Consider the following 23,954-nt stretch of genomic DNA (forward strand, 5'->3'; position numbering starts at 1 on the left):
CACCATGTCGTCCCCCGGTTCCGACGTCACCGACGTCGAGGACGTCCTCGACGAGCCCGCGCACGAGAGCGTGCCCGAGTCCAAGCCTGTCGAGGAACGTCCGCCCGCCCGCTCCTGGCGCACCCGCGCCGACTTCGTCGCGGTCGCGCTGATCGCCGTGGTGTCGGTGACCGCGTCCGTGCTGACCTGGGCGTTCAGCGATGCTCGTGCCACGACGTCGGTCACCGGGCCCTCGTCGTGGGAGCAGCTGCCCGAGGTCACCGCGCTGCCCCCGTCACTCGGCGAGGTGTGGCGCGCGAAGAGCGGCGCCACGCAGTCGCCCGTGGTCGTGCTGACCGCGTCGAAGGACACGGGCGAGGAGAAGCCGTCGACGGTCGTGACCGGCGACGGCGGCGAGGTCAACGGGCGCGACCCGCTGACCGGGGACGTCCGGTGGACGTACGAGCGCGACCTGCCGCTGTGCGTGGTGAGTCCGGCGTGGGGCAGGGCGATGGCCCTGTACTCCAAGGGCACGAACTGCTCGGAGCTCACCTCGCTCGACGGCGTCACCGGCGAGCGCCGCGCGCAGCGCAACGGCGACGCGGAACCGGGCACGGCACTGCTCAACGAGGGCTCGCACCTGATCACGACCGGCTCGAAGTTCGTCGAGGTCTACCGGCGGGACGACCTGGTGCGCTCACTCGAGTACGGCTCCCTGCGCGCGATCGTGAACCCGGGCAAGCAGCCGCGCACCGGCTGCACGTACGGCTCGACGGCCGTCACGTCCGGCAAGTTCGCGATCATCGAACGCTGCCCGGACGACGCGTCGGAGCGGGTCACGGTGCTCAAGCCCAACCCGGACAAGTCCGACGAGCCCAAGGTGTTCTCGACCGCGATGACCGGCGGCAAGAACGTGCAGATCGTCGCCATCACCGAAAAACTCGTCGCCGTGGCGGTGCCGGGCCCGAGCCGGCTGCAGATCTTCGACACGGAGACCGGCAACCAGGTCGGCGAGGCGCCGCTCGACATCCCCGACGCCGACTTCACCGACCCGCCGAACCACGTGGCGCGCGTCTTCACGACGAAGACGAACGCCTTCTGGTTCAGCGGTTCCCGCACAGTCGCGCTGTCGCTGGAGACGCTCACTCCACTGTGGACCGCCGAGGGCACGCTGGGCGCCGGTACGACGCTCGCGGGTCGCGCGCTCATCCCGGTGAAGGAGGGCCTGCGGGTGTACGAGCAGGCCACCGGTGCCGTCGTGGGCACGATCAAGCTGAACCGCGAGGGTCACACGGGACCTGTGCAACTCGCCACAGCCGGTCCCGTCGTGCTCGAGCAGCGTGGCGAAACCCTGGTCGCGCTGCGATAGTTCAGCTCGTGTACTCGCAGATCAGCCCGAACCGGGCGCAACGCGTCGACTTTCCGGGCCGCTACGGCACGATCGCGGCTCTGCGCGCGCCCGCGATGGGCGACGACGCGATGCGCACGACCGTGCTGCTCGTGCCGGGCTACACGGGTTCCAAAGAGGACTTCGCGCCGATGATCGACCCGATCGCGGACGCGGGTTTCGAGGTCGTCGCGATCGATCTGCCCGGCCAGCAGGACTCCACCGGCCCGGACGACGAGGCGCTCTACCGGCCTGGCCCGCTGGGTTCCGTGCTCGCCGAACTGATCGGGAAGATCGCGGCGGATGGCCGGAAAGTGCTGCTGCTCGGCCATTCCTACGGCGGTCTGGTGTGCCGGGCAGCCGTGTTCGCGGGCGCCCCTGTCACCGGTCTGACGCTGATGTCGTCGGGCCCGTCCGAACTGCCCGCGGGCCAACGCCGCACCGGGCTGGAGGTCGGCGAGCACGTGCTGGCCGAGCAGGGCGTCGAGGGCACCCAGAGGCTGAACGAGCTGCGGTCGTCGCAGAACCCGGCCTGGATGGCGCTGCCGCAGGAGCTGAAGGACTTCTACCGCACCAGATTCCTCAAGTCGCGGGCCGCGGCGTTGCTCGGCATGGCCAACGGCCTGCGCTACGAACCGGACCAGGTCGCGAAGCTGGCCCGCGCGCTGCGTTCGTCCGGCACACCCTGCCTGGTGGTGTGCGGCGACGCGGACGACGCGTGGACGCCCGCCGCCCAGCGCGACATGGCGGAACGGCTGGACGCGGACTTCGCCGTGCTGCCGGGCGTGATGCACTCGCCGAACACCGAGGCTCCGCTGGACCTCATCTCCACACTGCTGCCGACGTGGCGAGCCTGGCTGAGTTCGTGAAGTTCCTGACTTCGTCGGCACGCGAGCGCTTTTCTCGCGTGCCGACGAAGTCAGCCGGCTTCCAGGAATGTCACAGCCACGCTCGGCGCGGTCACATCACCACGGGTTGATCCGGATCTGCTTCTCGTCACTCGCGGAGTGCGGGTACGAGTTCAGGTCGGCCTTGGCGTACGCGATGCCCGCGCTGAACGGCCAGCCCGGCTGCGCGGTCGCGGTGACCTTGACCGTCTCGAACCCGCCGGTGCAGGTGACGACCTTCGAACCGCTGCCGGAAGCCACCCCGATGATCTTGGACTGGGTGACGGTCAGGTACACGTACGACTGCGTCTGACCGACCGGGCAGGAGTAGGTCACGTCGACCTCGACCGCGGCGCCCACCGCCTTCACCTTCGCGGGCGACTCGACTCTGACGGCCCCCAGGGAAGGCGACTGCGCGCTCACCTCGGCCATGACCGGCGCGATGGACGCGAGAACCGCGCCACCCGCGACGGCGACGACGGCCAGCGTCTTACCCCCGGAAAACTTCTTCATGCTGCTGTTGCCCCCTCACTCATTCCGTCCTTTGTGGACGGAAACCCCAGACCGGCGCAGAGGCCGGCGACGACGAGGACGACGGGCAGGTGCCACAGGAAGTCGAAGCCGCTGTGCACCTGCACGACGACCACCGCCGCCATCGCCCCCGCGTGCAACGGCGTCCCGCGCCCTCGCCACATCGCGAGCAGCACGGCGGCCACAACCCCCAGCGCGAGCACCAGCCCGACAGCCCCCAGCTCGACGAGCACCTGGAGGTACTCGTTGTGCACATAACGCATGACGCGGGTGCTTTCGTTGCCCCCGCTGAAGAAAAAAGATCCATTTCCTGGCCCGACACCGAACAACGGCGTCCGCGCGACGAGTTCCAGCGCGGCCCCGGTCGCCCCGGCGCGGTCCGGTGAGCTGAACGAGACCCGCGTGGCCAGCCGGTCGGCGAACCCGAACGCGGCCACCCCGGCACCGGCCGGCAGGAGCAGCGCGATCGGCACCACGAACCGCCCCAGCCTGGGCAAACCGAGCGCCACCAAGGCGCCACCGGCCAGTCCCGCGATCGCGAGCAACGGCCGCGGCTCATCGGCCACCCGCATCGACGGCAGCACCGCGGCGACAGCCACCACGGCCCCGAGCAACGGCGGCACAGCAGCCATCACCGTCTTCTTGAGACCCCAGAACGCACACAACGCCAGCAACCCTGCGAGCAACGCGATAACACCGGCCCGGCTCATCGTCGCGCCGATCCCCGCACACAGCAGGAAACTCATCACCGCCATGAGCAACGTGGGCCGCAAAACCAGCGACAACACGGCAGCCGCCGCCATCACCGCCGCGGCAGCATTCGGATAGGTCAGCGTCGACGCGGCGCGCAACAACCCTTCCGCGACCGTCGTCCACGACGGCACCCGGAACACCACGGCCACCCACCCGGTGAACCCGACCAGCGCACCGACCCCGACAACAACCGCGGCGAGCAACTCGCGTTGTTCACGATCAGCCTGTGCCGCAACAAGTGTGGCGCCGACGAACACCACGGCAGCGCCCGCGGACGGCAGCCCAGACACCACGTCGCCTTCGAGCCCCCCGCGCACCAACGCCCACGCGGCAAACGCTCCCCCAAGCGCCGCAAGGAGATCAGGCCGCGGCCGGGCGAGCACAACGGCCACGCCGACCAGAAGCCCCGACAGCACCCGACCAGGCAGGTAGTACCCGCCCTGCGCGACAACGGCAGCGGCGAACCCCGCCACCACCAGCAACACCGGAACCGGCAACGCGACCGATTCACGGCGCGCGCCAACGACGTCCCCCACGGCCATCGACTTCCCCCAAGGATTCCGAACCGCCTCCCCAAGCGGATCGAAAGCACACTGTAGGGGCCCGGACGACTCGGGCGGAAGTGCGAATTTCGGTCAATACAACAAAACCGGCGCGGCCATGGCGGGCTGGGCCGGTCCTGGCGGGCTGGGCCAGTTTGGCGAGCTGGACCAGTCCCAGCCGGCCGGTCCTAGCGGGCTAGGCCCACCAGAAGGTCCACAGCGTCGCGCCACTCACCACGAGCACGGTCAGCGAGGCGACCGGCGCCTTCCAGTCCGCGTACCGGTCGGCCACGATCTGCCCGGCGACCACGAGCAGGGCCGCCACCACGTGCGCGACGACGGACAACGTGCCGGGCCCAGGCAGGTCGCGGGAGTTCGCGTAGAACTGGACGCCGATGTTCCCCAGGGCGAGCAGCACCATGCCCACCGCGAGCACACCGCTCACAGCGCGCAGGATTCCGTAGGTCCGCGACGGCCGCTTGGCTGCTTCCACTTCCACTCCAGCCACCCTACGGGGCAAGGGGTGCGCGGGCAGGCATGGCCCAGCCGCCACAGCGAAGGTCTACGGCAAAAGCCGCACTCCGCGCCTCCTTACGGGGCACGCACCGCCGTCCCACACGCACCGCCGGTCCGCACGCACCGCCGGTCCGCACGCACCGCCATCTCACACCAGCCAGCTGGTCCGCACGAGCCGCCGTCCCACACCAGCCAGCTGGTCCGCACGAGCCGCCGTCCCACACAAGCCAGCCGTCCCACACCAGCCAGCCGGTCCGAACGAGCCAGCCGACCTACTACGAGCCACCGGTCGTCTTACGAGCCACCAGTCGTCCGGCTCCGAACTCGCTGCCGCTGCCCCCGCGCGCTTCCTTGTCACGCAACGAGTGAAACGCCTCTTCGGTTCCCGACTATCCACAGGTTAGCCGCCCGGACATCACCGCAGGTCAGAAAGCCGAAGCCTGTGGACAACTCGCGATCATGACCCGAAAGCTGACTCCGAGACCTGACCGGCCCTCTACGGGGCCAGAAGCGCCCAGGGGTCCAGCGGCGGCGCCGCCTCCTGCCCCTCCGCACAACTCCGCCGGAAATCGCACCACTGGCACTGCCGCCCCGTCACCGGCGGAAACAGGATCTCCTGGTCCCCGCCGGCCTTCAGCGTCTCGGTGGCCAGGTCGATCTCGTCCGCGGCCTCCTCGGCGCGCCGAACGTGCCGGGCCAGCGACTCCTCCGTGTGCTCCCACTCCGCCACCGACCCCGACGGCAGGTGGTGCAATTCGACCCGGCGGCACGGCTTGCGCAGCGTCCGGCGGGCAGCCAGCGCGTAGAGCGCCAGTGCCTGCGAGCCGCGCGCGTCGTCTGACGTCAGGACGTGGCGGCCGGTCTTGTAGTCGACGATGACCAGCTCGCCGTCGCGGTAGTCGATGCGGTCGACCCGGCCCTCGGCCACGATGCGGTCGGTCGGGGACGACACCCAGCGCTCGACGCCAAGTGGTTCGAAGTCGACGTCGAGGGCGCTCACGTAGTCGTGCACCCAGCCCTGGGCGCGGGTGCGGTACTCGGCGGCCTGGTCGACGTCGCGGAAGCCCTCGGACTTCCACTGCCGGTTCAGCAGCGCCACGGCCTGGTCGGGGGTGCGGCGGTCCGGCGGCAGGTCGAAGAGGGCCTTCAGCGCGTTGTGCACGACGGCGCCGAGGGTGTTGTGCGCCCACGCGCCGCCTCTGGGTGGCGAGGGACGGTCCAGGTACGTCATGCGGAAGCGGCGCGGGCAGCTCGTCCACGTCGATAGCTTCGCGGGCGTGACGCGCACGAGCCGACGTGGTGCCGCGGTGCCGAAGTCGAAGCCGAGTTGTTCCACCCCAACCAAGTTACTCAGGCACCCTGACAGTGTTGGATCGCCCCTGCTCCGCAGATGGCGGCGAGTTCGTCGGGAAGTCGGTCGTCCGGCCGAATCGCCGGCACCGAATTGGGCTCCGCCGAATTCGGTGCCGGCGGTTGACCGGACGACCGACACGAACTCGCTACATTTCGCCCCATGGAGATCTGGCACAACCCGCGCTGCTCGAAGAGCCGCGCCGCCAAGCAGCGCCTCGACGACAGCGGCGTCGACTACACCGAACGCCGCTACCTCGACGACGTCCCGACGGCCGAAGAGCTCGACCACGTCCTGACGCTGCTGAACAAACAACCCTGGGAGATCGCCCGCGCCAAGGAAGCGGCCTACCCCAAGGACCTCGAGCACGACCGCGCCAGGTGGATCGCGCACATGGTCGCCAACCCGAGCCTGATCGAACGCCCGATCATCATCGACGGGACGAAAGCCCACATCGAGCGCTAGACACCCGAGGCGATGAAGCCCGCCACCGACGACGCGACGAGTTGCACGGCGATCGCGGCCAGCAGCAGACCGGCGATCTTGGCCATCAGCAGGATCCCGCTCTCCTTGAACACCTTGATCAGCAGGCCGGCGGACCGCAGCGTCCCCAGCAGCACGAGGTGCACGGCCACGATCGCCGCGGCCAGAGCGAGGTAGGAACCCCACGCCCCGTCCGCCTGCCGCACGAACACGATCGTCGCGGCGATGGCACCGGGGCCGGCCAGCAGCGGCGTCCCCAGCGGCACGAGGGCGATGTTCACGTCCTCGACCTCGGGGTGGTTGGTCGCGCCCTTGCCCGTGAGCAGGTCCAGCGCGATCAGCAACAGCAGCAGCCCGCCCGCGCCCTGCAGCGCGGGGATGCCGATGTGCATGTAGGCCAGGATCGAGTTGCCCGCCACGGCGAACAGCGTGATCACCAGGAACGACACCAGCACGCCCTGCCGCGCCGCCTGCTTGCGCGCCTCGCGGGACTTGCGACCCACCAGGCCCAGGAACACGGGCACGGTGCCTGGCGGGTCCATGATCACCAGCAGCGTGATCGAGGCCTCGATGAAGAGCCGCAGGTTGAACACCGCAACACCGCCCTATCCGACGAGGATCTTGCCGCCTGTCGCCCGCTCGGCCAGAGCATCCAGCATTTCCGGCGCCGTCGTCTCCGCGCCGAGCCGCACCGTCTTGTTCGTGCCGTGGTAGTCACTCGACCCGGTGATGATGAGGCCCAGCGAGTCGGCGAGCGACCGCAGCGAGCGTCGCGTCTCCGGATCGTGGTCCGGGTGGTCCACCTCGACGCCGGCCAGTCCGGCCGAAGCCAGCGATCGTACGACGTCAGGCGACACGACGGGGCCGCGGGAACGGGCGAAGGGGTGCGCGAGCACGGTGACGCCGCCGGCCTCGGTGATCATCTCGATCGCGCGCTCGACGGGCGTGTCCGTGCGGCCCACGTAGTACTGGCCGCCGGTCAGGAACGTCGCGAACGCCTCGTCCACGGACGTCACGACCCCGGCGCGGATCAGCGCCTGGGCGAGGTGCGGGCGTCCGGCCGGCGCGTCGAACGGCAGGCGGGACATCAGGTCGACCGGGTCGATCGGGAAGCCGTCGGCCTGCATCATCTCGGCCATCTTCTGCAGCCGGGTCCGCCGTTCCTCGCGCAGGCGCGACTGCTCCTTCATCAGCATGGCGTGCGTCGGGTCGTACAGGTACGCCAGCAGATGAACGGTGACCGTGTGGCCGTAGCCGTCCGGCGAGGAGCACGACAGCTCTGCTCCACGCACGAGCCTGAGCCCGGCAGGCAACGCCGCGACGGCCTCTGCCCACCCCGCCGCCGTGTCGTGGTCCGTGATCGCCACCGCGTCGAGTCCCGCGAGGGACGCGGCCCTCACCAGGTCGGCGGGGCTGTCGGTGCCGTCGGACTCGGACGAATGGGTGTGCAGATCGATGACCACGTCGTCCAGTGTGGACGACGTCACCAACGACCCGTGTTACGGGACCATCTTCTTGCCGCGCGCCGCGCGCTGGGCCTTGATCATCGAGAACCGCTCGGCCTGGGCCTTCTTGTCGCCGAAGGTCAGCTCCGAGATGGCGTCGTAGACCTCTTCGGGGTTCGGCAGGAACTCCAGGCGGTTCAGCGCCTGGATCTGACCCGCCGACTCCACGATGAGCGTGCCGTAGCCGAACATGCGTCCGCCCACGGTGCGCTCGTAGGTGAGGTCGGTGACCTTGGTGATGGGCATCATCGCGACCTTGGTCTCGAAGACGCCCGAGGTCAGCATGAAGCGCTTGTCGGTGACGACGATGCGCTCCACCCACCACTCGATGATGAAGTACGCGACGCGCAGCAACACGAGCAAAGCCCCGTACCACAGCACGTTCTGGATCACGCCCGCGTTCGCCGGGAGCAGGTACGAGATCATCATGAAGCCGGCGAGCAGCGCCGCCGCCTCCAGGACGTCCCAGATCAGATAGGACCAGTGCCTGCGCACGCGGATGACCCGACGCTCACTCTGGAGCAGGTAGTCGTCCGGATCACGTGGTGCGAACATGCGCTACCAGCCCTTCCTGGTACCAGGCACTGCCCTGTCCATCCTGCTCCCCCGGCCACCGCGATGGGTAGCCGGTTACCAGGAAGCCTAGAAGACGGAGCGCACGAAGGTGATCAGAGCCTCAGCCGCGGTCCTCAGCGAGTTGAGGATGTTCTGCACCAGTTGGGCCGCCTGCTGGGGCTCCGCGATGAGGAAGAAGAGCAGCAAGGCGATTCCAGCGAAAGTGAGAATCTTCTTCAAGTTCACGGTGTCCACCCCGTCCGCGTCGCACCCGTTTGGCGCCGTTCGTGACCGTTGTACAGCACGATTCAGCGCCTTGGGAGATTTGTACCGCAGCCGGGGTAGCGGAGAGCACCGCCGTTCCGGTGTGACTACGCTTCGTGATCGTGACGGCCAGCAGCAAGCGCACGATCCGTTGCGTCGGAGCCATCGTTCATGACTCGAATGGGCGACTACTGCTCGTGCGACGCGCCAATCCTCCTGGTGAGGGCATGTGGTCGATACCGGGTGGTCGCGTAGAGCCAGATGAGACGGATGAGACTGCCGTGACTAGGGAACTGCTCGAGGAGACGGGACTCTCCGTCACCGTCGGACGCCTCGTCGGCCACGTGGAGCGACCGGCCCCGAATGGGGTTTATTCGATCTTCGACTACGAATGCCAGGTCACATCGGGTTTGCTCCGAGCGGGCGACGACGCATCGGATGTCGCTTGGGTCGACGGTGCGACCTTGGACACACTTCCGACCACGGATGGCCTCGTGGAAGCGCTCTCCCAGTGGAACTGCCTGCCCAAGGCCTGATCAGGGTTCACGCGTTAGTGGCCAGCGTTCAACGCCATACGAGACGTTGCCCGTGGGCCTCGGTGGTCGCCAGAGTGGTCGTCTCCACGCCTGAGTCACGCACATGGATGAGCCGCAGCTCACCGGCCTCGTGCGCGGCCCACCAGACAGGTCTGCCCAAAGCCGACAATGCGGGCACGAGGTCGAGCCCGGACCCGCTGGAGATCACGACGAGCGGCGCGTCGATCGGCTCGACCGCCTTGGCGAGGTCCGTGAGCGGGTCGCCGGTCACCAGGCGCGGCGGGTTCTTGCGCAGCACCCCGCAGGCCACCCCGAACAGACGCAGCCGTTCCGGTTGGTCGGCCCACACGCAGGCCTCCAGCCACGCGTAGGCGTCCTCATCGGCCAGGTCGGCGGGCGCCACCCCGATGCCGGCTTTCGCGGCCACCTTGACCGTCTTGGGCAGCTTCGGCAGCGCCGCGCCCGGCGCGAGCTCCAGCGCGCAGTGCAGCCCCAGCGCGGCCTTCGTCGGACCGGCGACGAGCTGACCGGCCTCCGCGGTCTGGTAGCGGTACGAGTACTGGTCGAGCCCGAGCAGCAGGCCGGCGGTCGTCGCGGCCTCCACGAGCCCGATCGGCCCGCCCGCCTGCTTCGCCGCGGCCACGACGGCCGGGTAGAGCAGGGCGGCGCGCCGCACCTCGTTGGTCTGGATCACCTGGGTGCTCACCAGGGCCCGCACCCGGTCGCCGCGTTCCAGCAGGAAGTCCCGGAACAACGGCCAGGTGTTCTCGTCGGCGCCGTACGTACCGCCGAGCGACGGGTAGTAGTTCGAGAGCTGGTGGAACGGCTCGGCCTGCACCAGCCGGTGCGCCGCCGCCAGCAGGAGCTCGCCCGTGGCGCTGTCCTCGCTGGCGGCGGTCAGCAGGTCGGCGACCTCCGGATCGGCGGCGGCACGCGACGCGAGGTGCTCGTAGAGCGGCGACGTAGCCGCGGCCTCCTCCGCGAACGCGCGCAACCGTTGTTGTGCCAGATCCAGAGAAGTCACTTCACTCCTTGGGTTCAGGGCGTCCCGGCTGCTCGCCACCGCGAGCGTCACCGTAGGACTGCTTGGGCACCATGACCTTGCGCCTGAAGACGCACACGACCGTGCCGTCCTGCTTGTAGCCGCGAGTCTCCACGTAGACCACGCCCCTGTCGTCCTTCGACTTGGACGGCGTCTTGTCGAGCACCTCGGTCTCACCGTAGATCGTGTCACCGTGGAACGTGGGCTTCACGTGCCGCAGCGACTCGACCTCCAGGTTGGCGATGGCCTTGCCGGAGACGTCGGGCACGGACATGCCCAGCAGCAACGAGTAGATGTAGTTGCCGACGACGACGTTCTTGCCGAAGTCCGTCGTGTTCTCCGCGTAGTTCACGTCCATGTGGAGCGGGTGGTGATTCATCGTGAGCAGGCAGAACAGGTGGTCGTCGTACTCCGTCACCGTCTTACCGGGCCAGTGCTTGTAGACCGCTCCGACCTCGAACTCCTCGTAGTACCGACCGAACTGCACCGCGCCTCCAACTACGTGTGATCGAGATCTGCCTCAGGTGGGGAGACAGTCTTTACGCGGAGGGAGTACCCTCGGCAACCGGTGTGTGAGGATTTCCACCACCCGTGCCCTTCGCCCTTAGGAGGTGAGGACCCCGAAATGAGCAAGGACCCCCACCCTGCCAGTACCAAGCGCGTCCTCACCGAGGTGGCCTGCTAGATCGTTCTAGTTCGCTGAGTCTCCCCCGGTGGGACGCCCGTCGTGCTTTTCGTGCACTTCGACGACGTGTGGCCCTGGAGGAACTCACCATGCCCAGCCTGCCCTCGATCCGCGGACGCGGCGCCCAGCAGCGCCCGACGCCGCCGATCGCCGTGCCGTTGTCGCACTACGTGGTCGACTGCGCGGTGTACGTGGACGGCAAGCGCCTGCCAGGCCGCTGGACACACACCGACGCCGTCAAAGAGGTGCGCAAGCGCAAGGACGGGTTCGTCTGGATCGGCCTGCACGAACCGGATGCCGAGCAGATCGAGGGCATCGCGGAGACGTTCGGCCTGCACGAACTCGCGGTCGAGGACGCGGTGCACGCGCACCAGCGCCCGAAGCTGGAGCGCTACGACAACACGCTCTTCATGGTCTTCAAGACCGTGCGCTACGTGACCAACGAGCACCCCGACGCCGCCAACGAGATCGTCGAGTCCGGCGAGATCATGGTGTTCCTGGGCAAGGACTTCGTCATCACGGTGCGGCACGGCAACCACTCCGGCCTCTCCAAGCTGCGGCACGTGCTGGAGGCCGACCCGGAACGCCTGGAGATCGGCCCGTCCGCGGTGATGCACGCGATCGCCGACCAGGTGGTCGACAACTACCTCGAGGTCACCGACCACATCGAGGACGACATCGACCGCATGGAGGAACGGGTCTTCGCGCCGCGCACCGAGGTGAGCGCGGAGCAGATCTACATGTTCAAGCGCGAGGTCGTGGAGCTGCGCCGCGCGGTGATGCCGCTCGCGAACCCGTTGCGCCGCTTGGCGGAGGGCTACACGCCGCTCATCCCCGAGCAGGTGCGGGCGTTCTTCCGCGACGTCGACGACCACCTCACCGAGGTGTCCGAGCGCGTCACCGCGTTCGACGAACTGCTGACGACGCTGGTCGACGCGACGCTCGCGAAGATCACGTTGCAGCAGAACACCGACATGCGCAAGATCACCTCGTGGGTCGCGATCATCTCCGTGCCCACCATGGTCGTCGGTGTGTACGGCATGAACTTCGACTACATGCCCGAGCTGAAGTGGAAGTTCGGCTACCCGCTGATCATGAGTCTGGTCCTGATCGCCTGCCTGACGCTCTACCGAATACTGCGCCGAAATCGCTGGCTCTAGTCCCGGTTTCGCCCGCTTTCTTCGTTGTGGAAGGGCCCCGTCATGACCAGAATCCTCACCAACATCCGCTTCTGGATCCTCGCGTTCCTGCTCTGCTGGATCACCACCGTGTTCGTGCTCATCAGCGGAACCCCCTGACGTGAGAGCGCGGCTGACGAACCTCAGGTTCTGGCTGCTGGTGTTCCCGATCGGCTGGCTCGCGATGGTGTTCGTCTGCATCGCGGTCTGGCCGTCTCCGGGCGCCGGGTCACCGGACGAGCTCGCCGCCGAAGTGACGAACGCGTTGCGCGCACACGACTTCCACAAGCTGGAGCCGTTGCTGGCGGTCGGCGGCGAGGACGTCGCGAAGTCGACCGCGGACCAGTTCCAGACCGCACGGGTGGAGCGCGGCGTCTACCGCGATGGTGCCGTCGTCGTCGAGTACACGCACGACGGCACCCGCGCGGAGTTCCGGCTGCCAGTGGAGATGCAGGACGGCCGGTACGTGGTGAACCCGGTCGTCACTCCCAAGGGGTGACGTCCCAGGTGAACGGCGTGCCGTGGCCGGCGCCGTGGCCGAGGTTCAGCGAGATCCCGGCCGGCCAGAGCTTGAGCAGCAGCTCGAACCGGTAGTCGTCGTCCGTGCGGCGCGGCTCGAAGACCAGCAGTGCCAACGGTGACGTGGGTGTCGCCTTCGCGGCCGCGTCGGCCAGCACGGCCCTGCCCATCGCCCTGTCCGCTGGCGAGACGTACTGCCACACCACCGAATGCCAGACGACGGTGAGCACGTCGCGTTCGGCGCGGGCGAGCCGGTTCGCGAGCCATTCCGGGCCCGCCGACCGGTCGACCTTCACGGGATCCGTGGCGGCCAGGTCGAGCGCGTCCCTCAGCCGGTTCCACCTGTCGAGCTGATCGGCCCAGACGAACGAGCTCAGGTGCAGCCGTCCGTCCTCTGTGGACACGTCGACGGGGGTGAGGTCGCAACCCGCCCTGCCGACGACGCGCAGCCGGTGCCCCAGGTCCGCCGGTGGCCTTCCGGTCCACTCCGGGTCGAGGACCAGCAGGCTGTCCGCGTCGCCGAGGACCGTGTCCTCCAGCCGGTAGCCGACGTGGTGCGGGCGCAGGTTGAGCCCGCCGCTCGCGCCGACCTCCAGCAGGCGCACGCAGAACGGCACCTGCCTTCCCGCTGCCTTCGCGGCCTCCTGTGCGGCGACCATCAGGCCGCCGTAGAGGGGCGCGCTGCGGCCGGGCTCGTTGGTCTGCACGACGGTCGCCAGGACTCGTTGCCTCAGGACGTCGGCGTGCGCGTGGAGAGCGGGCAGCGCGTCCTCCCACAACGTCGGCAGGTTCGGCTGGCCACCGACGGACGGGTAGTGCTTCGCGAGGCCCGGCGCGCGCCCTTCGAGCACGAGCCGGTGGACGGCGCCCGCGAACCGCAGACCGGGCACGGTGCCCTCCCGGTCGCGTTCGGAACCCGCCATGATCCTGGTCGTGACGCCACCCCGCCGGAGGTCGTCGGCGGCGTCGGTGAGGAGTCGCTGGGTCAGCGGACTGCGGTCGCGGCATCCGTGGGCGGCCGCGGCGAACAGCTCGGCAAGCACGACGTCCACGGTAATGGGAGCGCTGCCGGCCGTCATGTGGGGAAAGTGCTGATTACAGTGCTGGGATGGCTCGGATTCTGGCTGTCGCGGACGAGGTGGTCGAACAGCTGTGGACCGACAAGGTGTTCCAGTACGCCGACGTGGACCTGATCGTCGCGGCGGGTGACCTGCCGTTCGACTACCTGGAACACCTGGCGAACACGCTGGACAAGCCGCTGGTGTTCGTCCCCGGCAACCACGACGTCGACCTGTCCGGCTACTCGAACGTGCGCGGTCTGTGGACCAAGGCGGGCGTTCCGGTGCGCTGGCCAGGTCCAGCCGGTGCGGTGAACGCGGACGAACGCGTGGTCGACGTCGCCGGCCTGCGGATCGCCGGTCTCGGTGGTTCGATCCGCTACAACAAGGGCCCGAACCAGTGGACGGAACGGCAGCAGGCCCGCCGCGCCCGCCGGGTGTCCCGGCTGGCCGCGTGGCGCAGGCTGCGGGACGGACGTGGCGTGGACGTGCTGCTGACCCACTCGCCGCCGTTGGACTGCGGCGACGAACCCGACGCGCCGCACCGCGGCTTCGAGTGTTTACGCGGACTTGTCTCGCGGTTGCAGCCGTCGTTCATGCTGCACGGCCACATTCATCCGCACGGCCATCCACGCCCGGACCGCGCGTTGGGCGCGACACGGGTGATCAACGTGGTTCCGCAGAAGGTGCTGGACATCTCGGGAGGTCGCGATGAGACGTGACACCGGTTTCCCCGTCGCCGACGCCGAAAGCGACTTCCTGCGCGCCCGCCGGCGCCAGGTGATGTCGCGCCTCGCGGCCTGGCTGCGCCGCGAACCCGACGACGTGAACATCATGCTGCCGTTCCACGAGGTCGTGGACGCGCTGGGGATGGCGTCGGAGAAGCGACTGGGCCTGCAGTCGATCCGGCTGGACTCGATCGTCGGCAGCGTCGACCGCACCCGCGACTTCGACCGCCGCTTCCGCCCGACGTCCGGCCGCGTCCGCGAACGCTGGCAGCGACTGGCCCTGGCCGCGCGCCGCGGCGAGAGCGTGCCGCCGATCGAGGTGTACCGGATCGGCGAGCTGCACTTCATCATGGACGGCCACCACCGCGTCTCGGTCGCGCACGCCCTCGGGCTGACCACGATCGACGCGTACGTGACGCAGGTGATCACGCGGATCAACTCCTCCGGCATCCGGTACCGCGGCGACCTGATCGTGAAGGACTACCGGCGCCTCTTCCTGGACCGCGTGCCACTGGGCGGCGAGGCCCGTGCCGCCGTGGTGCTGTCCGACCCGTGGCACTACGCCCAGCTCGGCGAGCACGTCGAAGCGTGGGGGTTCCGGCTGATGCAGGACACGGGCCAGTTCCTCGACCGTGCCGAAGTCGCGCGCCGCTGGTACGCCGAGGAGTACACGCCGGTCGTGGCGATGCTGCGGCAGGCCGACATGATCGGCGACCGGACCGAGACCGAGGCGTACATGTGGGTCGCGGCGGAGCGGTACCGGCTCATCCGCACGCACCGATGGGACGCCGAGGTCATCAACGCCGTGCGCGAGGAAACCCGCACGCACGGCCGCACGGGTCGTGGCTAGCCGACCAGCACGACGGCGGCGTGCATCCGTTCGACGGCCTGGTCGTCGGTGAACGCGCCGGCGAGCCGCCACAGCACCTCGTCGGCCTCGTCGCCGCGAAAGTCCCGGCGCACCCGCGCGGCAACCCGCTCCGACACGGTCACCGGGGTGCCACCCGCGGCCCGTCCGCGTCCGGCAGCGGCCGCGCCTGGTCCAGCACCTCGTCGGTGTACTTGTCGAGCAGCCGCGTGCCAATCTGCTGCGCGTAACCGAAAATGACCGCCCACAGCAGCAAAGCGGCCGCCGACGGAATGCCGATCAGCCCGCTCGTCACGCCGGCGCCCAGTGCCAGGATGCCGACCACCGCCAGTGCCGCCCCGAGCATGATCTTGATCAGCGCCTGGTAGCCGATCATCACGTACGGCGAGAGCGATGGCCGGCGGCGCAGGAGCAGGACCACGGAGGCCAGCACCGCGCCGAACGAGCCGAGCACCTGCACGAGCCACACGTCCACACCGGACGCTTTCGCGGTGCCTCCGGGACAGACGGTCGGGAGCGCGTTCTCCTTCGGGTCGACGCACAGCGGGATGATGCCCGGCTTCACGATGCCGACGACGCCGAGCACCGTGTTGATCACGAACAGCACCAGGGACGCGGCGATCAGCTTGTTGCGCAACGCACGGGAACCCGCGTGCGCGAAGTCCGAGTTGTCGTAAGCGGCACGCAGCGCGTCCACCACGATCGCGCGCTCGACCGCGGGCGTGAACTCCCCCGGCCGCAACGCTTCCAGGGCTCGGCGGCGCTGGTCGTCCTCGTCCAGGTACTGCGCCACCCGTGCCTGCAGACCCGGCAACCGCCCCAGGAACCCGCGCTCGGCCGAGATCGTCGCCACCTCGGCCTCGTGCAGGGCGCGCCAGGCACGTTCGATGTGCCAGCCCGACCACCACGACGGCAGCATGCGCCACCACGGCTCGCGACTGCCGAGCATCGCCTCGACCACGGCGGCCTGCGCCTCGGCCGTGCGACGCCACACGTCGCCCTCGGGATCGACGGGATCGGACGGGCCGAGCGCGGCCAGATCCGCGCGCACCCGGTCCAGCCGGGACTGCACGACAAGTCTCCAGTCGGTGACTCTGGGTTTACGTTCGGCCATGTCCCGATGGTGACAGGCGACACCGACAATTTCCGCAGCCATCCGTGTGACGTGCGCAAACATCACCAGAACGCCTATATGTACTTGCACTTATATACGTGCTGAGTTATAAAACTGAGCGTGGACGTCTTCGAGGCAGTGGCCGAACCGAACCGGCGGCACCTGATCAGCCTGCTGGCCGAACGCGAACGCACCGCGGGTGAACTCGTGGACAGCCTCCCGGCGCTGACCCAGCCGGCCGTGTCCCGTCATCTCCGCGTCCTGCGGGAGACGGGACTGGTCGAGGTGCGACCGGACGGTCAGCGCCGCATCTACGCACTCAAGCCCGATGGCCTGCAACGCGTCGACGACTGGATCACCCCGTACCGCCGCTTCTGGCGCGATCACCTCGACGCACTTCAACAGCACCTGGAGAACGAATGAACGACCTCGGCACCATCACCGGCGAAGGCGCGCACGCCACCCTCGCGTTCCACCGCAGGTTCCGGTTCCCGATCGACCGCGTCTGGGCGGCCATCACCGACGACGCCGAGCGCAAGGCGTGGTTCGGCGAGGGAACCGTTGACCCGCAAGGCGAAACGGTCGTCATCGAGCCCGAGGACCCGCCCGCGCCGATGGAGGCCAAGCGCGTCACGGGCCGCATCCTGACGTGGCAGCCGCCGGAGAACGGCCACGCGGTCTTCGAACACGAGTGGCACCAGCGGATCGTGGAGGACAGCGTCGTGCGCTACGAGCTCACCGCGGACGGCGACGAGACCCTGCTCCGGTTCACCCACCGCGGACTGTCCGAACGCAACGCCAAGGGCTTCGCGCCCGGCACGCACGCGTTCTTCGACCGCGCGGAAGCCTTCCTGCGCAACGAGACCCCGCCGAACTGGAGCGAGCGCTACGCCGAGGTCGCGCCGAGCTACCCGTCCTGGCGGTGAAACCGGGCAACGTACGAGTGCGCCCGTGCGAACTGCGCGTCCGCGTCCCCGCTGTAACCCCAGGGCCACCGCGACGCTCGCTCGCCGCCGCGCGCGAGGTGCAAGGCAAGCCTGTCGGTCACGAAGAGCTCGAAGTAGTAGTTCGCGAAGATCTGGTGCGCCCACAGGGAACGTGGGTGGTCGTCGGTACCGGCAAGCAGGCGGTCGGACGCGGCGTCGACCTCGGCGCGCTGCTTCTTGAGGTACGACCGGGCGATGGTCTGCCACATCCGCACCAGGAAGCTGGTCTTCCAGGTCAGGTACACGTGCATCTCGATGTGCGCGGCCGGGATCAACGCCAGCAGCGGGTGCCCGTCGGGCGCACCGCCGGCGGTGCCCCTGGCGAATCCGAGCATCTCCTCGTGGCTGCCGTACCACTTCTTGCAGGCCGCGTGCAGCCGCCGGAACGACGCGTTGACCAGGTCGGGGACCCGCTTCACAACCTCCTCGTAGACCTCCGCGGCCTCACGCCGGTGCGTGGGCAGCGCGACGGCCATCGACATCATCAACGCCCACGGCGCGACGTCGTCGGGGTCGAGCGCGGCGGCACGGTGCAGCGTCTCGTGGGCCCTGTGGGAGAACTTCCGCAGCCCGTCCCACTGTTCCTCCGCCGTCTGGTCCGCCCCCGCCGCACCACGCGACTGCCATCCCGCGACGGACTGGGCGCTGCCGAGCAACAACAGCAGCTCCAGGTCGTCCGGCCGCTCCTCCTGCAGGTCGAGCAACTGCGGCAGGACGACGTTGCCCGCGCCGCCGAGCACGTCGAGCACGAGCTCGCGGCGGTGCGGCTGGTCACGGGTGGCGGCGACGAGACGGAGAGCAGGGCCGAGGTCGCCGGAGACCAGCGCCAAAGCCGTGCTCATGAGTTCGTCGTCGTCGAAGTCGGTGTCGACGTAGGACGGAAGCTGGGAAACCACGCGCGGAAGCTAGCACCGCGTCAAACGCGACAGTCCACAGTTGACCACAGCGGGGAGGCGCCACCCGGGGCGCCGGGCGACACCTCCCCCGCGGGCTCAGGCGGTCTGCGAAGGCTCCACCAGCGCACGGAGCCGGGGAGGCATCCTCTTCTCCAACCCGTACGGTTCGAGGTGGGCCTGCAACACGCCCGTGAACGCCCGCTCCACCGAAGCGGTGTCCCAGTTGTCGCTCTCCAGGATCGGCTGCTTGAAGTACGGCTGCCCGACGATGTGCAGCTGCCTGCCGTTGCACCGGATGACCTGCCCGGTGATGCCCTCGGCGCGGTCCGAGAGCAGGAACAGCACGAGCGGCGCCACCTTGCCCGGCGTCCGATCGGCCGGAATGGCGCGCAGGGAACGTTCCGACTTCCACACCATCCGCGTGTGCGCGACAGGGCACACGGCGTTCACGCGGATGCCTTCGGACTCCAGGTCGAGAGCCCACGAGTAGCTCAGTGAGGCCACCGCGCCCTTGGTCGCCGAATAGGTGGCGAGTTTGCGCTGGCCGAATGAGGCGCCGGAGGAAATGTTGATGATGGAGCCACCGCCGGTGGCGCGCATCGCCCGCATTGCCGCGATTCCGACATAGATGACGCCGAGGACGTTCACCTCGACCACTTGCTTGATCGTCTCGGGGTCGTCCTCCCACGGCGCGGTCTCGTAGTTCAGGCCCGCGTTGTTCACCAAACCGTCGACACGGCCGAATTCGTCGACGCACAGGTCCACGATCTTGGCCGCCTCGCTGGGATCGGCGACCGTGTGGTTCGAGGCCACGGCGCGGCCGCCGAACTCACGAATGTGCTCCGCGACCCGTTCTGCCAGGTCACCGTCGTTGTCGTTGACCACCACGGACGCGCCGGCGAGGGCGGCGTGCATGGCGTAGGCCTCGCCCAGCCCTCGGCCTGCCCCCGTGATGACGACCGCTTTACCGTCCAGGATCCCCATTGCACGCTCTCTTTCACTCGGCGGCGGTTCCCGAACCCCCCTGTGGTCCTGTACCCGCCTCCGACAAGCGTGCGGACGATCCCGGGCCGAGCAGAACATGTTTCGATGAGATGACGCTGCCGAGCGCCCAATGGCGAACCGAGTTCGGCCGGGCAGATGACCCGCACTAATCGGCCCTCACGAACACGGCCCTTTGACCCTAACTCGATTGGGTGACAAAAACGGGCCGCCTTCCCGCGAGGGGAAGGCGGCCCGAGAAACGAGAATTCACCGTTCCGTGTAAGTCAGGTTCCTGCCGCTGGACGGATCGAAGAGCTGCACCTTGTCCGCGTCGAACCAGATGTCCGCGGAAGCGCCTTCCACCGCGCCCGAGGCCGACGACAGCCGCGTGACCATGGAGATGCCGTCACCCGGCACGTCGTCCGATCCCGCGTCCGCCGCGAGCTCCTGGAGTTCGGCCGACGCCGCCTGCTCGCCCGTGAGGTTGAAGTAGGCGTACTTGTCCGAACCCATCGACTCCAGCACGTCCACCTGCGAGGTGAACCTGCCACCGGCCGACAGCGCGGCCGCGTCGACCAGTGCCGCGTCCTCGAAGTGCTCAGGGCGGATGCCCATGATCACCTCTCGGGGCGCGTCGGCGCCTTCGAGCAGCTGCCGCACCCGGTCCGTCAGCGTCACGTCACCGAGCACCGACCGCAGCGAGCCGTTCTCCAGCGACGCCGGCACGAAGTTCATCGACGGGGAGCCGATGAAGCCCGCGACGAACAGGTTCGCCGGCTGCTCGTAGAGGAACTGCGGCGCGCCGATCTGCTGCACGACACCGCCGCGCATGACGACGACCCGGTCGCCGAGGGTCATCGCCTCGGTCTGGTCGTGCGTCACGTACACCGTGGTCGTGCCGAGCTGCTTCTGCAGGCGCGACACCGAGGTGCGCATCTGCACGCGCAGCTTGGCGTCCAGGTTGGACAGCGGTTCGTCCATCAGGAACGCCTTGGGGCTGCGCACGATCGCGCGGCCCATCGCCACGCGCTGCCGCTGGCCACCGGACAGGTTGGACGGTTTGCGGTCGAGGTGCTGCGTGAGATCCAGGATCTCCGCGGCCTCCTTGACCTTCTTCTCCACCGTCGCGTTGTCGACCTTGGCCAGCCGCAACGGGAAGGCCATGTTCTCCTTCACCGTCATGTGCGGGTAGAGGGCGTAGGACTGGAACACCATCGCGATGTCGCGGTCCTTGGGCGCCTTCTCGTTGACGCGCTGCCCGCCGATGCGCAGCTCGCCGTCGGTGATGTCCTCCAGGCCCGCGATCATGTTGAGCGTGGTGGACTTCCCGCAGCCGGACGGTCCGACCAGGATGATGAACTCGCCGTCGGCGATCTCGAGGTTGACCTCCTGCACGGCCAGCGCGCCGTCGGGGTACTTCTTGGTCACCTTGTCCAGAACGATCTCTGCCATTGGTCAACTCACCCCTTGACGGCGCCGGAGGTCAGGCCGGCGACGATCCGGCGCTGGAAGAACAACACGAAGAGGATGATCGGGATGGTGATGACCACGGCGGCCGCCGCGATCGACCCGGCCGGGTCCTCGAACTGCGAGCTGCCGGTGAAGAACGACAGCGCCACCGGCACGGTCCGCGACTGCTCGGTCGAGGTGAGCGAGATCGCGAACAGGAAGTCGTTCCAGCAGAAGATGAACACCAGGATCGCCGTCGTGAACACACCCGGCGCGGCCAGCGGCGCGATGACGCGACGGAACGCCTGCCCCGGCGTCGCACCGTCCATCTTCGCCGCCTTCTCGAGCTCCCAGGGGATCTCGCGGAAGAACGCCGACAGGGTGTAGATCGCGAGCGGCAGCGCAAACGTGATGTACGGCAGGATCAGGCCGGGCCACGTGTCGAACAGGCCGAGCGAGCGCTCGATCTCGAACAACGGGGACACCAGCGAGACCTGCGGGAACATCGCGATCAGCAGCGAGACGCCGACCAGCAGGTTCTTGCCGGGGAAGTCCAGCCGCGCGATGGCGTAGGCGGCCATCGTGCCGAACACCACGGCGATCGCGGTCGCGATGATCGCGATGCCGATGGAGTTGATCAGCGCCCGCGTGAACTCCGACGTCGAGAAGATGTTCTGGTAGTTCTCCAGACTCCACTCGCGAGGGATGAAGTTGCCGTCGGACAACGTCGCCGACGACTTGAACGACAGCGACACGATCCACAGCACCGGGATCAGCGCGTAGATCACGACGACCGTGTTGAGAACGCCCCAGCCCCACTTCTTGGCCGGGGTCTCCGCTCCTCCGATACCCGCCATCAGCGCTTCCCTCCGTCGTCACTGCCGGGGGCAGCGGTGCCGAAGAGCTTGATGAACACGAACGCGATGATCGCGACCATGATGAAGATCAGCACGGACATCGTGGATCCGATACCGAGGTTCAAGCCCTTGATCAGGTTGTTGTAGGTCAGCATCGACACCGACGACGTGCCCTGCGAACCCGCGGTGAGCACGAAGAGGTTGTCGAAGATGCGGAACGCGTCGAGCGTGCGGAACAGCAGTGCCACGAGGATCGCCGGCTTCATGATCGGCACGGTGATCCTGATGAACCGCTGCCACCCGTTCGCGCCGTCCATCGCGGCGGCCTTGAGCAGGTCGTCCGGCACCAGCGCCAGGCCCGCCATGAGCAGCAGGGCCATGAACGGCGTGGTCTTCCAGATCTCCGCGAGACCCACGACCATCAGCGCCGGGATCTTCTCCGTGAGCACGGGATCGCCACCGAGCGCCTCGGCGAGGTAGCCGGTGCCGGGCGTCCAGGCGAAGCGCCAGGAGAACGCGGCCACGACCGTGACGATGCCGTACGGGATCAGCGTGGTCGTGCGGACGATGCCGCGGCCGACCAGCGCCCGGTGCATGATCAGCGCGAGCGACATGCCCAGCACCAGTTCGACGGCGACCGTGACGACGGTGAGCAACACCGTCACCCAGACCGCGTTCCACCAGTACGGGCTGCTGAGCACCGTGACGTAGTTGTCGAACCAGATCCACTCGGTGCGGTCCGGGAACTTCAGGTCGAACCTCTGCATCGACAGCAGCAGCGAGTAGAGGATCGGCCAGCCGGTCACCGCGACCATGGTGATCGCGGCGGGCGCGCAGAGCAGCCAGCCGAGCCGGCGTTCGGCCCTCTTGCCCTCGCTCAGCGCGACCTTCTTCTTGGGGGCGACCGATGCAGGCGTCGCCCCGGTCGTCGCCGTGTCTTCCGTTGCTGTCTGGCTCACGGCAGCACCCCCTTCGAGTCGAGAGCGTCCTGCAGTTCCTTGCGCAGCCTGTCCGCCGTCGCCTGCGGGTCGATGCTCGCGGGCGGCGAGAGGATCGTGGAGATGACCGTCGAGACGTTCTGGTAGGCGGGCGTGCGCGGCCGCACACTCGCGTTCTTCAGCGTCTCCTTGATGTCGTCGCGCATCGGGTACGCCTCGGCCATCTCGGGCTCGTCGTAGACGGCCTCGATGGTCGGCGGCACACCGTCCTTCAGCGCGGCGATCTTCTGGCTTTCCGCTCCGCGCAAGCACAACACCGCGTCGAACGACTCGTCCGCGTGCGTGGTGTAGTTGCTGACGGCGTAGTTGATCCCGCCGACGGTGACCTTGGCGGCGTCACCGCTCACGGTGGGGTATGGCGCCCACTTGAAGTTCTTCGCGAAGTCTGGCTTCTTCTGCGCCGCCGCGTAGACGTACGGCCAGTTCAGCTGGAACGCCGCGTTGCCGTTCTCCATCGCGAGGCGCGCGTTGTCCTCGGCCGCGTTGGAGAACGACGGGTCGATCGCCTTGGACGTGGCGAGCTTCTTCAACGCCGCCAACGCCTGCACGGCCTTCTCGTCGACGATGGCCTTGGTGCCGTTCTCGTCGAGGATCGTGCCGCCGTTGGAGTTGACGAGGGTGTTGTACAGCACGACGAGCCCCTCGTACTGCTTCCCCTGCGCCACGATCTGGCCGGGCTTCCCTTCCGCCACCAGCGCCTCGGCCATGGAGATCATCTCGTCCCACGTCTTCGGCGGCGTGGGCACGAGGTCCGAGCGGTACCACAGGAGCTGGACGTTCGTGTTGTCCGGAGCTCCGTACAGCTTGCCCTCGTAGGTCGCCGTGTCGAGTGGCGTCTTGAGCGTGCCGCTCTCCACCTGGGACTTGACGGAGCCGGTGAACTCCTTGATCCAGCCCGCCTTCGCCAGTTCCGCGGTCCACGTGACGTCGAGCCCCAGGACGTCCATGCTGTCGTCCTCGGCCGCAAGTCTGCGCACCATCTGTTCGCGCTGACCGTCCGCCTCACGCGGCAGCTTGTTGTAAACGATGTTGTATCGCCCGCCGGCCTTCGCGTTGCAGCTGTCAACGATGGCCTGGAAGTTCTCCTGGGGATACTTGTAGACGTTGACGGTGATGCCGCCGTCGCCCGACCCGCACGCCGTGAGCGTTCCTGCCGCGAGTACCGCGGCTCCCACTCCGGCGGCAAGTCGATAGCGCCGTGTCGCACCCATCGGCCCTGCCTCCTTCCCGACTACACGGAGGAGCCAGACCGCAGCGCCCGGCACCTCGTCGTGCCACCGGCCGCACCGGGCGGACCGGTCAG

At 68.4% G+C, this 23,954-nt stretch carries 29 protein-coding genes; 10 read left to right on the forward strand and 19 right to left on the reverse strand.

The window, feature by feature from the left end; all coding sequences use genetic code 11:
• The first annotated feature begins 4 nt into the window (after window positions 1-4).
• A complete protein-coding gene (locus OG205_RS27360) occupies window positions 5-1,348 on the forward strand; it encodes an Rv3212 family protein (protein WP_330270903.1) in 1,344 nt (447 codons plus the stop codon).
• An 8-nt stretch (window positions 1,349-1,356) separates the two neighbouring features.
• A complete protein-coding gene (locus tag OG205_RS27365) occupies window positions 1,357-2,235 on the forward strand; it encodes an alpha/beta fold hydrolase (RefSeq protein ID WP_330270904.1) in 879 nt (292 codons plus the stop codon).
• 96 nt (window positions 2,236-2,331) lie between these two features.
• Here OG205_RS27365 and OG205_RS27370 read toward each other — a convergent pair whose 3' ends face one another.
• The 4 genes from OG205_RS27370 to OG205_RS27385 form a co-directional block, all read right to left on the reverse strand.
• On the reverse strand, window positions 2,332-2,766 hold the full coding sequence (locus tag OG205_RS27370; RefSeq protein WP_330270905.1) for a hypothetical protein: 435 nt from the start codon (window positions 2,764-2,766) through the stop codon (window positions 2,332-2,334).
• Window positions 2,763-4,073 carry an O-antigen ligase family protein gene (locus OG205_RS27375; protein ID WP_330270906.1) on the reverse strand — a complete coding sequence of 437 codons (1,311 nt, stop codon included), beginning with the start codon at window positions 4,071-4,073 and terminating at the stop codon, window positions 2,763-2,765. The genes OG205_RS27370 and OG205_RS27375 overlap by 4 nt, the downstream gene beginning before the upstream one ends.
• Before the next feature lie 202 nt (window positions 4,074-4,275).
• Entirely contained in the window at window positions 4,276-4,578 is a 303-nt protein-coding gene (locus tag OG205_RS27380) for a hypothetical protein (RefSeq protein ID WP_330270907.1), read from the reverse strand.
• A 513-nt stretch (window positions 4,579-5,091) separates the two neighbouring features.
• Window positions 5,092-5,931 (reverse strand): RecB family exonuclease, encoded by an 840-nt coding sequence (locus OG205_RS27385; protein WP_319980170.1) that lies wholly within the window; start codon window positions 5,929-5,931, stop codon window positions 5,092-5,094.
• 177 nt (window positions 5,932-6,108) lie between these two features.
• Between OG205_RS27385 and OG205_RS27390 the strand changes: the two genes are divergently transcribed.
• Window positions 6,109-6,411, forward strand: coding sequence for an ArsC/Spx/MgsR family protein (locus OG205_RS27390; protein WP_330270908.1), 303 nt, complete (start codon window positions 6,109-6,111; stop codon window positions 6,409-6,411).
• Here the strand turns inward: OG205_RS27390 and OG205_RS27395 are convergent.
• From OG205_RS27395 to OG205_RS27410, 4 genes are all read right to left on the reverse strand, one after another.
• Window positions 6,408-7,022, reverse strand: coding sequence for a MarC family protein (locus OG205_RS27395; RefSeq protein WP_319980172.1), 615 nt, complete (start codon window positions 7,020-7,022; stop codon window positions 6,408-6,410). The two genes, OG205_RS27390 and OG205_RS27395, sit on opposite strands and share 4 nt — an antisense overlap.
• A gap of 12 nt (window positions 7,023-7,034) precedes the next feature.
• Window positions 7,035-7,892 carry a PHP domain-containing protein gene (locus OG205_RS27400; protein ID WP_442916592.1) on the reverse strand — a complete coding sequence of 286 codons (858 nt, stop codon included), beginning with the start codon at window positions 7,890-7,892 and terminating at the stop codon, window positions 7,035-7,037.
• A gap of 36 nt (window positions 7,893-7,928) precedes the next feature.
• Complete coding sequence (locus tag OG205_RS27405) at window positions 7,929-8,489, reverse strand: PH domain-containing protein (RefSeq protein WP_319980173.1); 561 nt, start codon at window positions 8,487-8,489, stop codon at window positions 7,929-7,931.
• Between the two features lie 87 nt (window positions 8,490-8,576).
• Complete coding sequence (locus tag OG205_RS27410) at window positions 8,577-8,735, reverse strand: hypothetical protein (protein WP_169746024.1); 159 nt, start codon at window positions 8,733-8,735, stop codon at window positions 8,577-8,579.
• 215 nt (window positions 8,736-8,950) lie between these two features.
• Here OG205_RS27410 and OG205_RS27415 point away from each other — a divergent pair, with 215 nt between their 5' ends.
• Window positions 8,951-9,289 (forward strand): NUDIX hydrolase, encoded by a 339-nt coding sequence (locus OG205_RS27415; protein WP_442916836.1) that lies wholly within the window; start codon window positions 8,951-8,953, stop codon window positions 9,287-9,289.
• Between the two features lie 28 nt (window positions 9,290-9,317).
• Here the strand turns inward: OG205_RS27415 and OG205_RS27420 are convergent, their stop codons facing one another.
• Together OG205_RS27420 and OG205_RS27425 are read right to left on the reverse strand one after the other, a co-directional pair.
• Window positions 9,318-10,313 carry a DUF2332 domain-containing protein gene (locus OG205_RS27420; protein ID WP_330270910.1) on the reverse strand — a complete coding sequence of 332 codons (996 nt, stop codon included), beginning with the start codon at window positions 10,311-10,313 and terminating at the stop codon, window positions 9,318-9,320.
• A 1-nt stretch (window position 10,314) separates the two neighbouring features.
• A complete protein-coding gene (locus OG205_RS27425) occupies window positions 10,315-10,818 on the reverse strand; it encodes a MaoC family dehydratase (RefSeq protein WP_330270911.1) in 504 nt (167 codons plus the stop codon).
• Between the two features lie 287 nt (window positions 10,819-11,105).
• On the opposite strand from OG205_RS27425, the gene corA reads away from it, so the two are divergent.
• Together corA and OG205_RS27435 are read left to right on the forward strand one after the other, a co-directional pair.
• Complete coding sequence (gene corA / locus OG205_RS27430; protein WP_330270912.1) at window positions 11,106-12,176, forward strand: magnesium/cobalt transporter CorA; 1,071 nt, start codon at window positions 11,106-11,108, stop codon at window positions 12,174-12,176.
• 139 nt (window positions 12,177-12,315) lie between these two features.
• Window positions 12,316-12,693 (forward strand): hypothetical protein, encoded by a 378-nt coding sequence (locus OG205_RS27435; protein ID WP_330270913.1) that lies wholly within the window; start codon window positions 12,316-12,318, stop codon window positions 12,691-12,693.
• On the opposite strand, the gene OG205_RS27440 is transcribed toward OG205_RS27435, so the two are convergent.
• Window positions 12,677-13,756 carry a DUF2332 domain-containing protein gene (locus tag OG205_RS27440; RefSeq protein ID WP_330270914.1) on the reverse strand — a complete coding sequence of 360 codons (1,080 nt, stop codon included), beginning with the start codon at window positions 13,754-13,756 and terminating at the stop codon, window positions 12,677-12,679. The genes OG205_RS27435 and OG205_RS27440 overlap by 17 nt on opposite strands.
• 65 nt (window positions 13,757-13,821) lie before the next feature.
• On the opposite strand from OG205_RS27440, the gene OG205_RS27445 reads away from it, so the two are divergent.
• Both OG205_RS27445 and OG205_RS27450 read left to right on the forward strand, forming a co-directional pair.
• Window positions 13,822-14,493 (forward strand): metallophosphoesterase family protein, encoded by a 672-nt coding sequence (locus OG205_RS27445; protein ID WP_330270915.1) that lies wholly within the window; start codon window positions 13,822-13,824, stop codon window positions 14,491-14,493.
• Complete coding sequence (locus OG205_RS27450; RefSeq protein ID WP_330270916.1) at window positions 14,483-15,349, forward strand: chromosome partitioning protein ParB; 867 nt, start codon at window positions 14,483-14,485, stop codon at window positions 15,347-15,349. The genes OG205_RS27445 and OG205_RS27450 overlap by 11 nt, the downstream gene beginning before the upstream one ends.
• Here OG205_RS27450 and OG205_RS27455 read toward each other — a convergent pair.
• The gene (locus OG205_RS27455; protein ID WP_330270917.1) at window positions 15,346-15,492 is read right to left on the reverse strand and encodes a hypothetical protein; all 147 of its coding nucleotides are present in this window, start codon (window positions 15,490-15,492) and stop codon (window positions 15,346-15,348) included. The two genes, OG205_RS27450 and OG205_RS27455, sit on opposite strands and share 4 nt — an antisense overlap.
• Window positions 15,489-16,481 carry a hypothetical protein gene (locus OG205_RS27460; protein ID WP_330270918.1) on the reverse strand — a complete coding sequence of 331 codons (993 nt, stop codon included), beginning with the start codon at window positions 16,479-16,481 and terminating at the stop codon, window positions 15,489-15,491. The genes OG205_RS27455 and OG205_RS27460 overlap by 4 nt, the downstream gene beginning before the upstream one ends.
• 120 nt (window positions 16,482-16,601) lie before the next feature.
• Between OG205_RS27460 and OG205_RS27465 the strand changes: the two genes are divergently transcribed.
• Both OG205_RS27465 and OG205_RS27470 read left to right on the forward strand, forming a co-directional pair.
• Window positions 16,602-16,904 (forward strand): ArsR/SmtB family transcription factor, encoded by a 303-nt coding sequence (locus OG205_RS27465; RefSeq protein WP_330270919.1) that lies wholly within the window; start codon window positions 16,602-16,604, stop codon window positions 16,902-16,904.
• A complete protein-coding gene (locus OG205_RS27470; RefSeq protein ID WP_330270920.1) occupies window positions 16,901-17,407 on the forward strand; it encodes an SRPBCC domain-containing protein in 507 nt (168 codons plus the stop codon). The genes OG205_RS27465 and OG205_RS27470 overlap by 4 nt, the downstream gene beginning before the upstream one ends.
• Here the strand turns inward: OG205_RS27470 and OG205_RS27475 are convergent.
• From OG205_RS27475 to OG205_RS27500, 6 genes are all read right to left on the reverse strand, one after another.
• Window positions 17,389-18,363 carry a hypothetical protein gene (locus OG205_RS27475; RefSeq protein WP_330270921.1) on the reverse strand — a complete coding sequence of 325 codons (975 nt, stop codon included), beginning with the start codon at window positions 18,361-18,363 and terminating at the stop codon, window positions 17,389-17,391. The genes OG205_RS27470 and OG205_RS27475 overlap by 19 nt on opposite strands.
• A gap of 96 nt (window positions 18,364-18,459) precedes the next feature.
• Window positions 18,460-19,347: an SDR family NAD(P)-dependent oxidoreductase gene (locus OG205_RS27480; protein ID WP_093602373.1), complete on the reverse strand. Its 888-nt coding sequence runs from the start codon at window positions 19,345-19,347 to the stop codon at window positions 18,460-18,462.
• A 267-nt stretch (window positions 19,348-19,614) separates the two neighbouring features.
• The gene (locus tag OG205_RS27485) at window positions 19,615-20,799 is read right to left on the reverse strand and encodes an ABC transporter ATP-binding protein (RefSeq protein ID WP_330270922.1); all 1,185 of its coding nucleotides are present in this window, start codon (window positions 20,797-20,799) and stop codon (window positions 19,615-19,617) included.
• Window positions 20,800-20,807: 8 nt separating this feature from the next.
• On the reverse strand, window positions 20,808-21,653 hold the full coding sequence (locus OG205_RS27490; RefSeq protein ID WP_330270923.1) for a carbohydrate ABC transporter permease: 846 nt from the start codon (window positions 21,651-21,653) through the stop codon (window positions 20,808-20,810).
• Entirely contained in the window at window positions 21,653-22,612 is a 960-nt protein-coding gene (locus tag OG205_RS27495; RefSeq protein WP_442916593.1) for a carbohydrate ABC transporter permease, read from the reverse strand. Before OG205_RS27495 ends, OG205_RS27490 begins: the two co-directional genes overlap by 1 nt.
• Window positions 22,609-23,862, reverse strand: a complete 1,254-nt coding sequence (locus tag OG205_RS27500; protein WP_330270924.1) for an ABC transporter substrate-binding protein — start codon at window positions 23,860-23,862, stop codon at window positions 22,609-22,611. The genes OG205_RS27495 and OG205_RS27500 overlap by 4 nt, the downstream gene beginning before the upstream one ends.
• Window positions 23,863-23,954 lie beyond the last annotated feature (92 nt).

The sequence above is a fragment of the Lentzea sp. NBC_00516 genome (assembly GCF_036346835.1).
Classification (GTDB): Bacteria; Actinomycetota; Actinomycetes; order Mycobacteriales; family Pseudonocardiaceae; genus Lentzea; species Lentzea sokolovensis.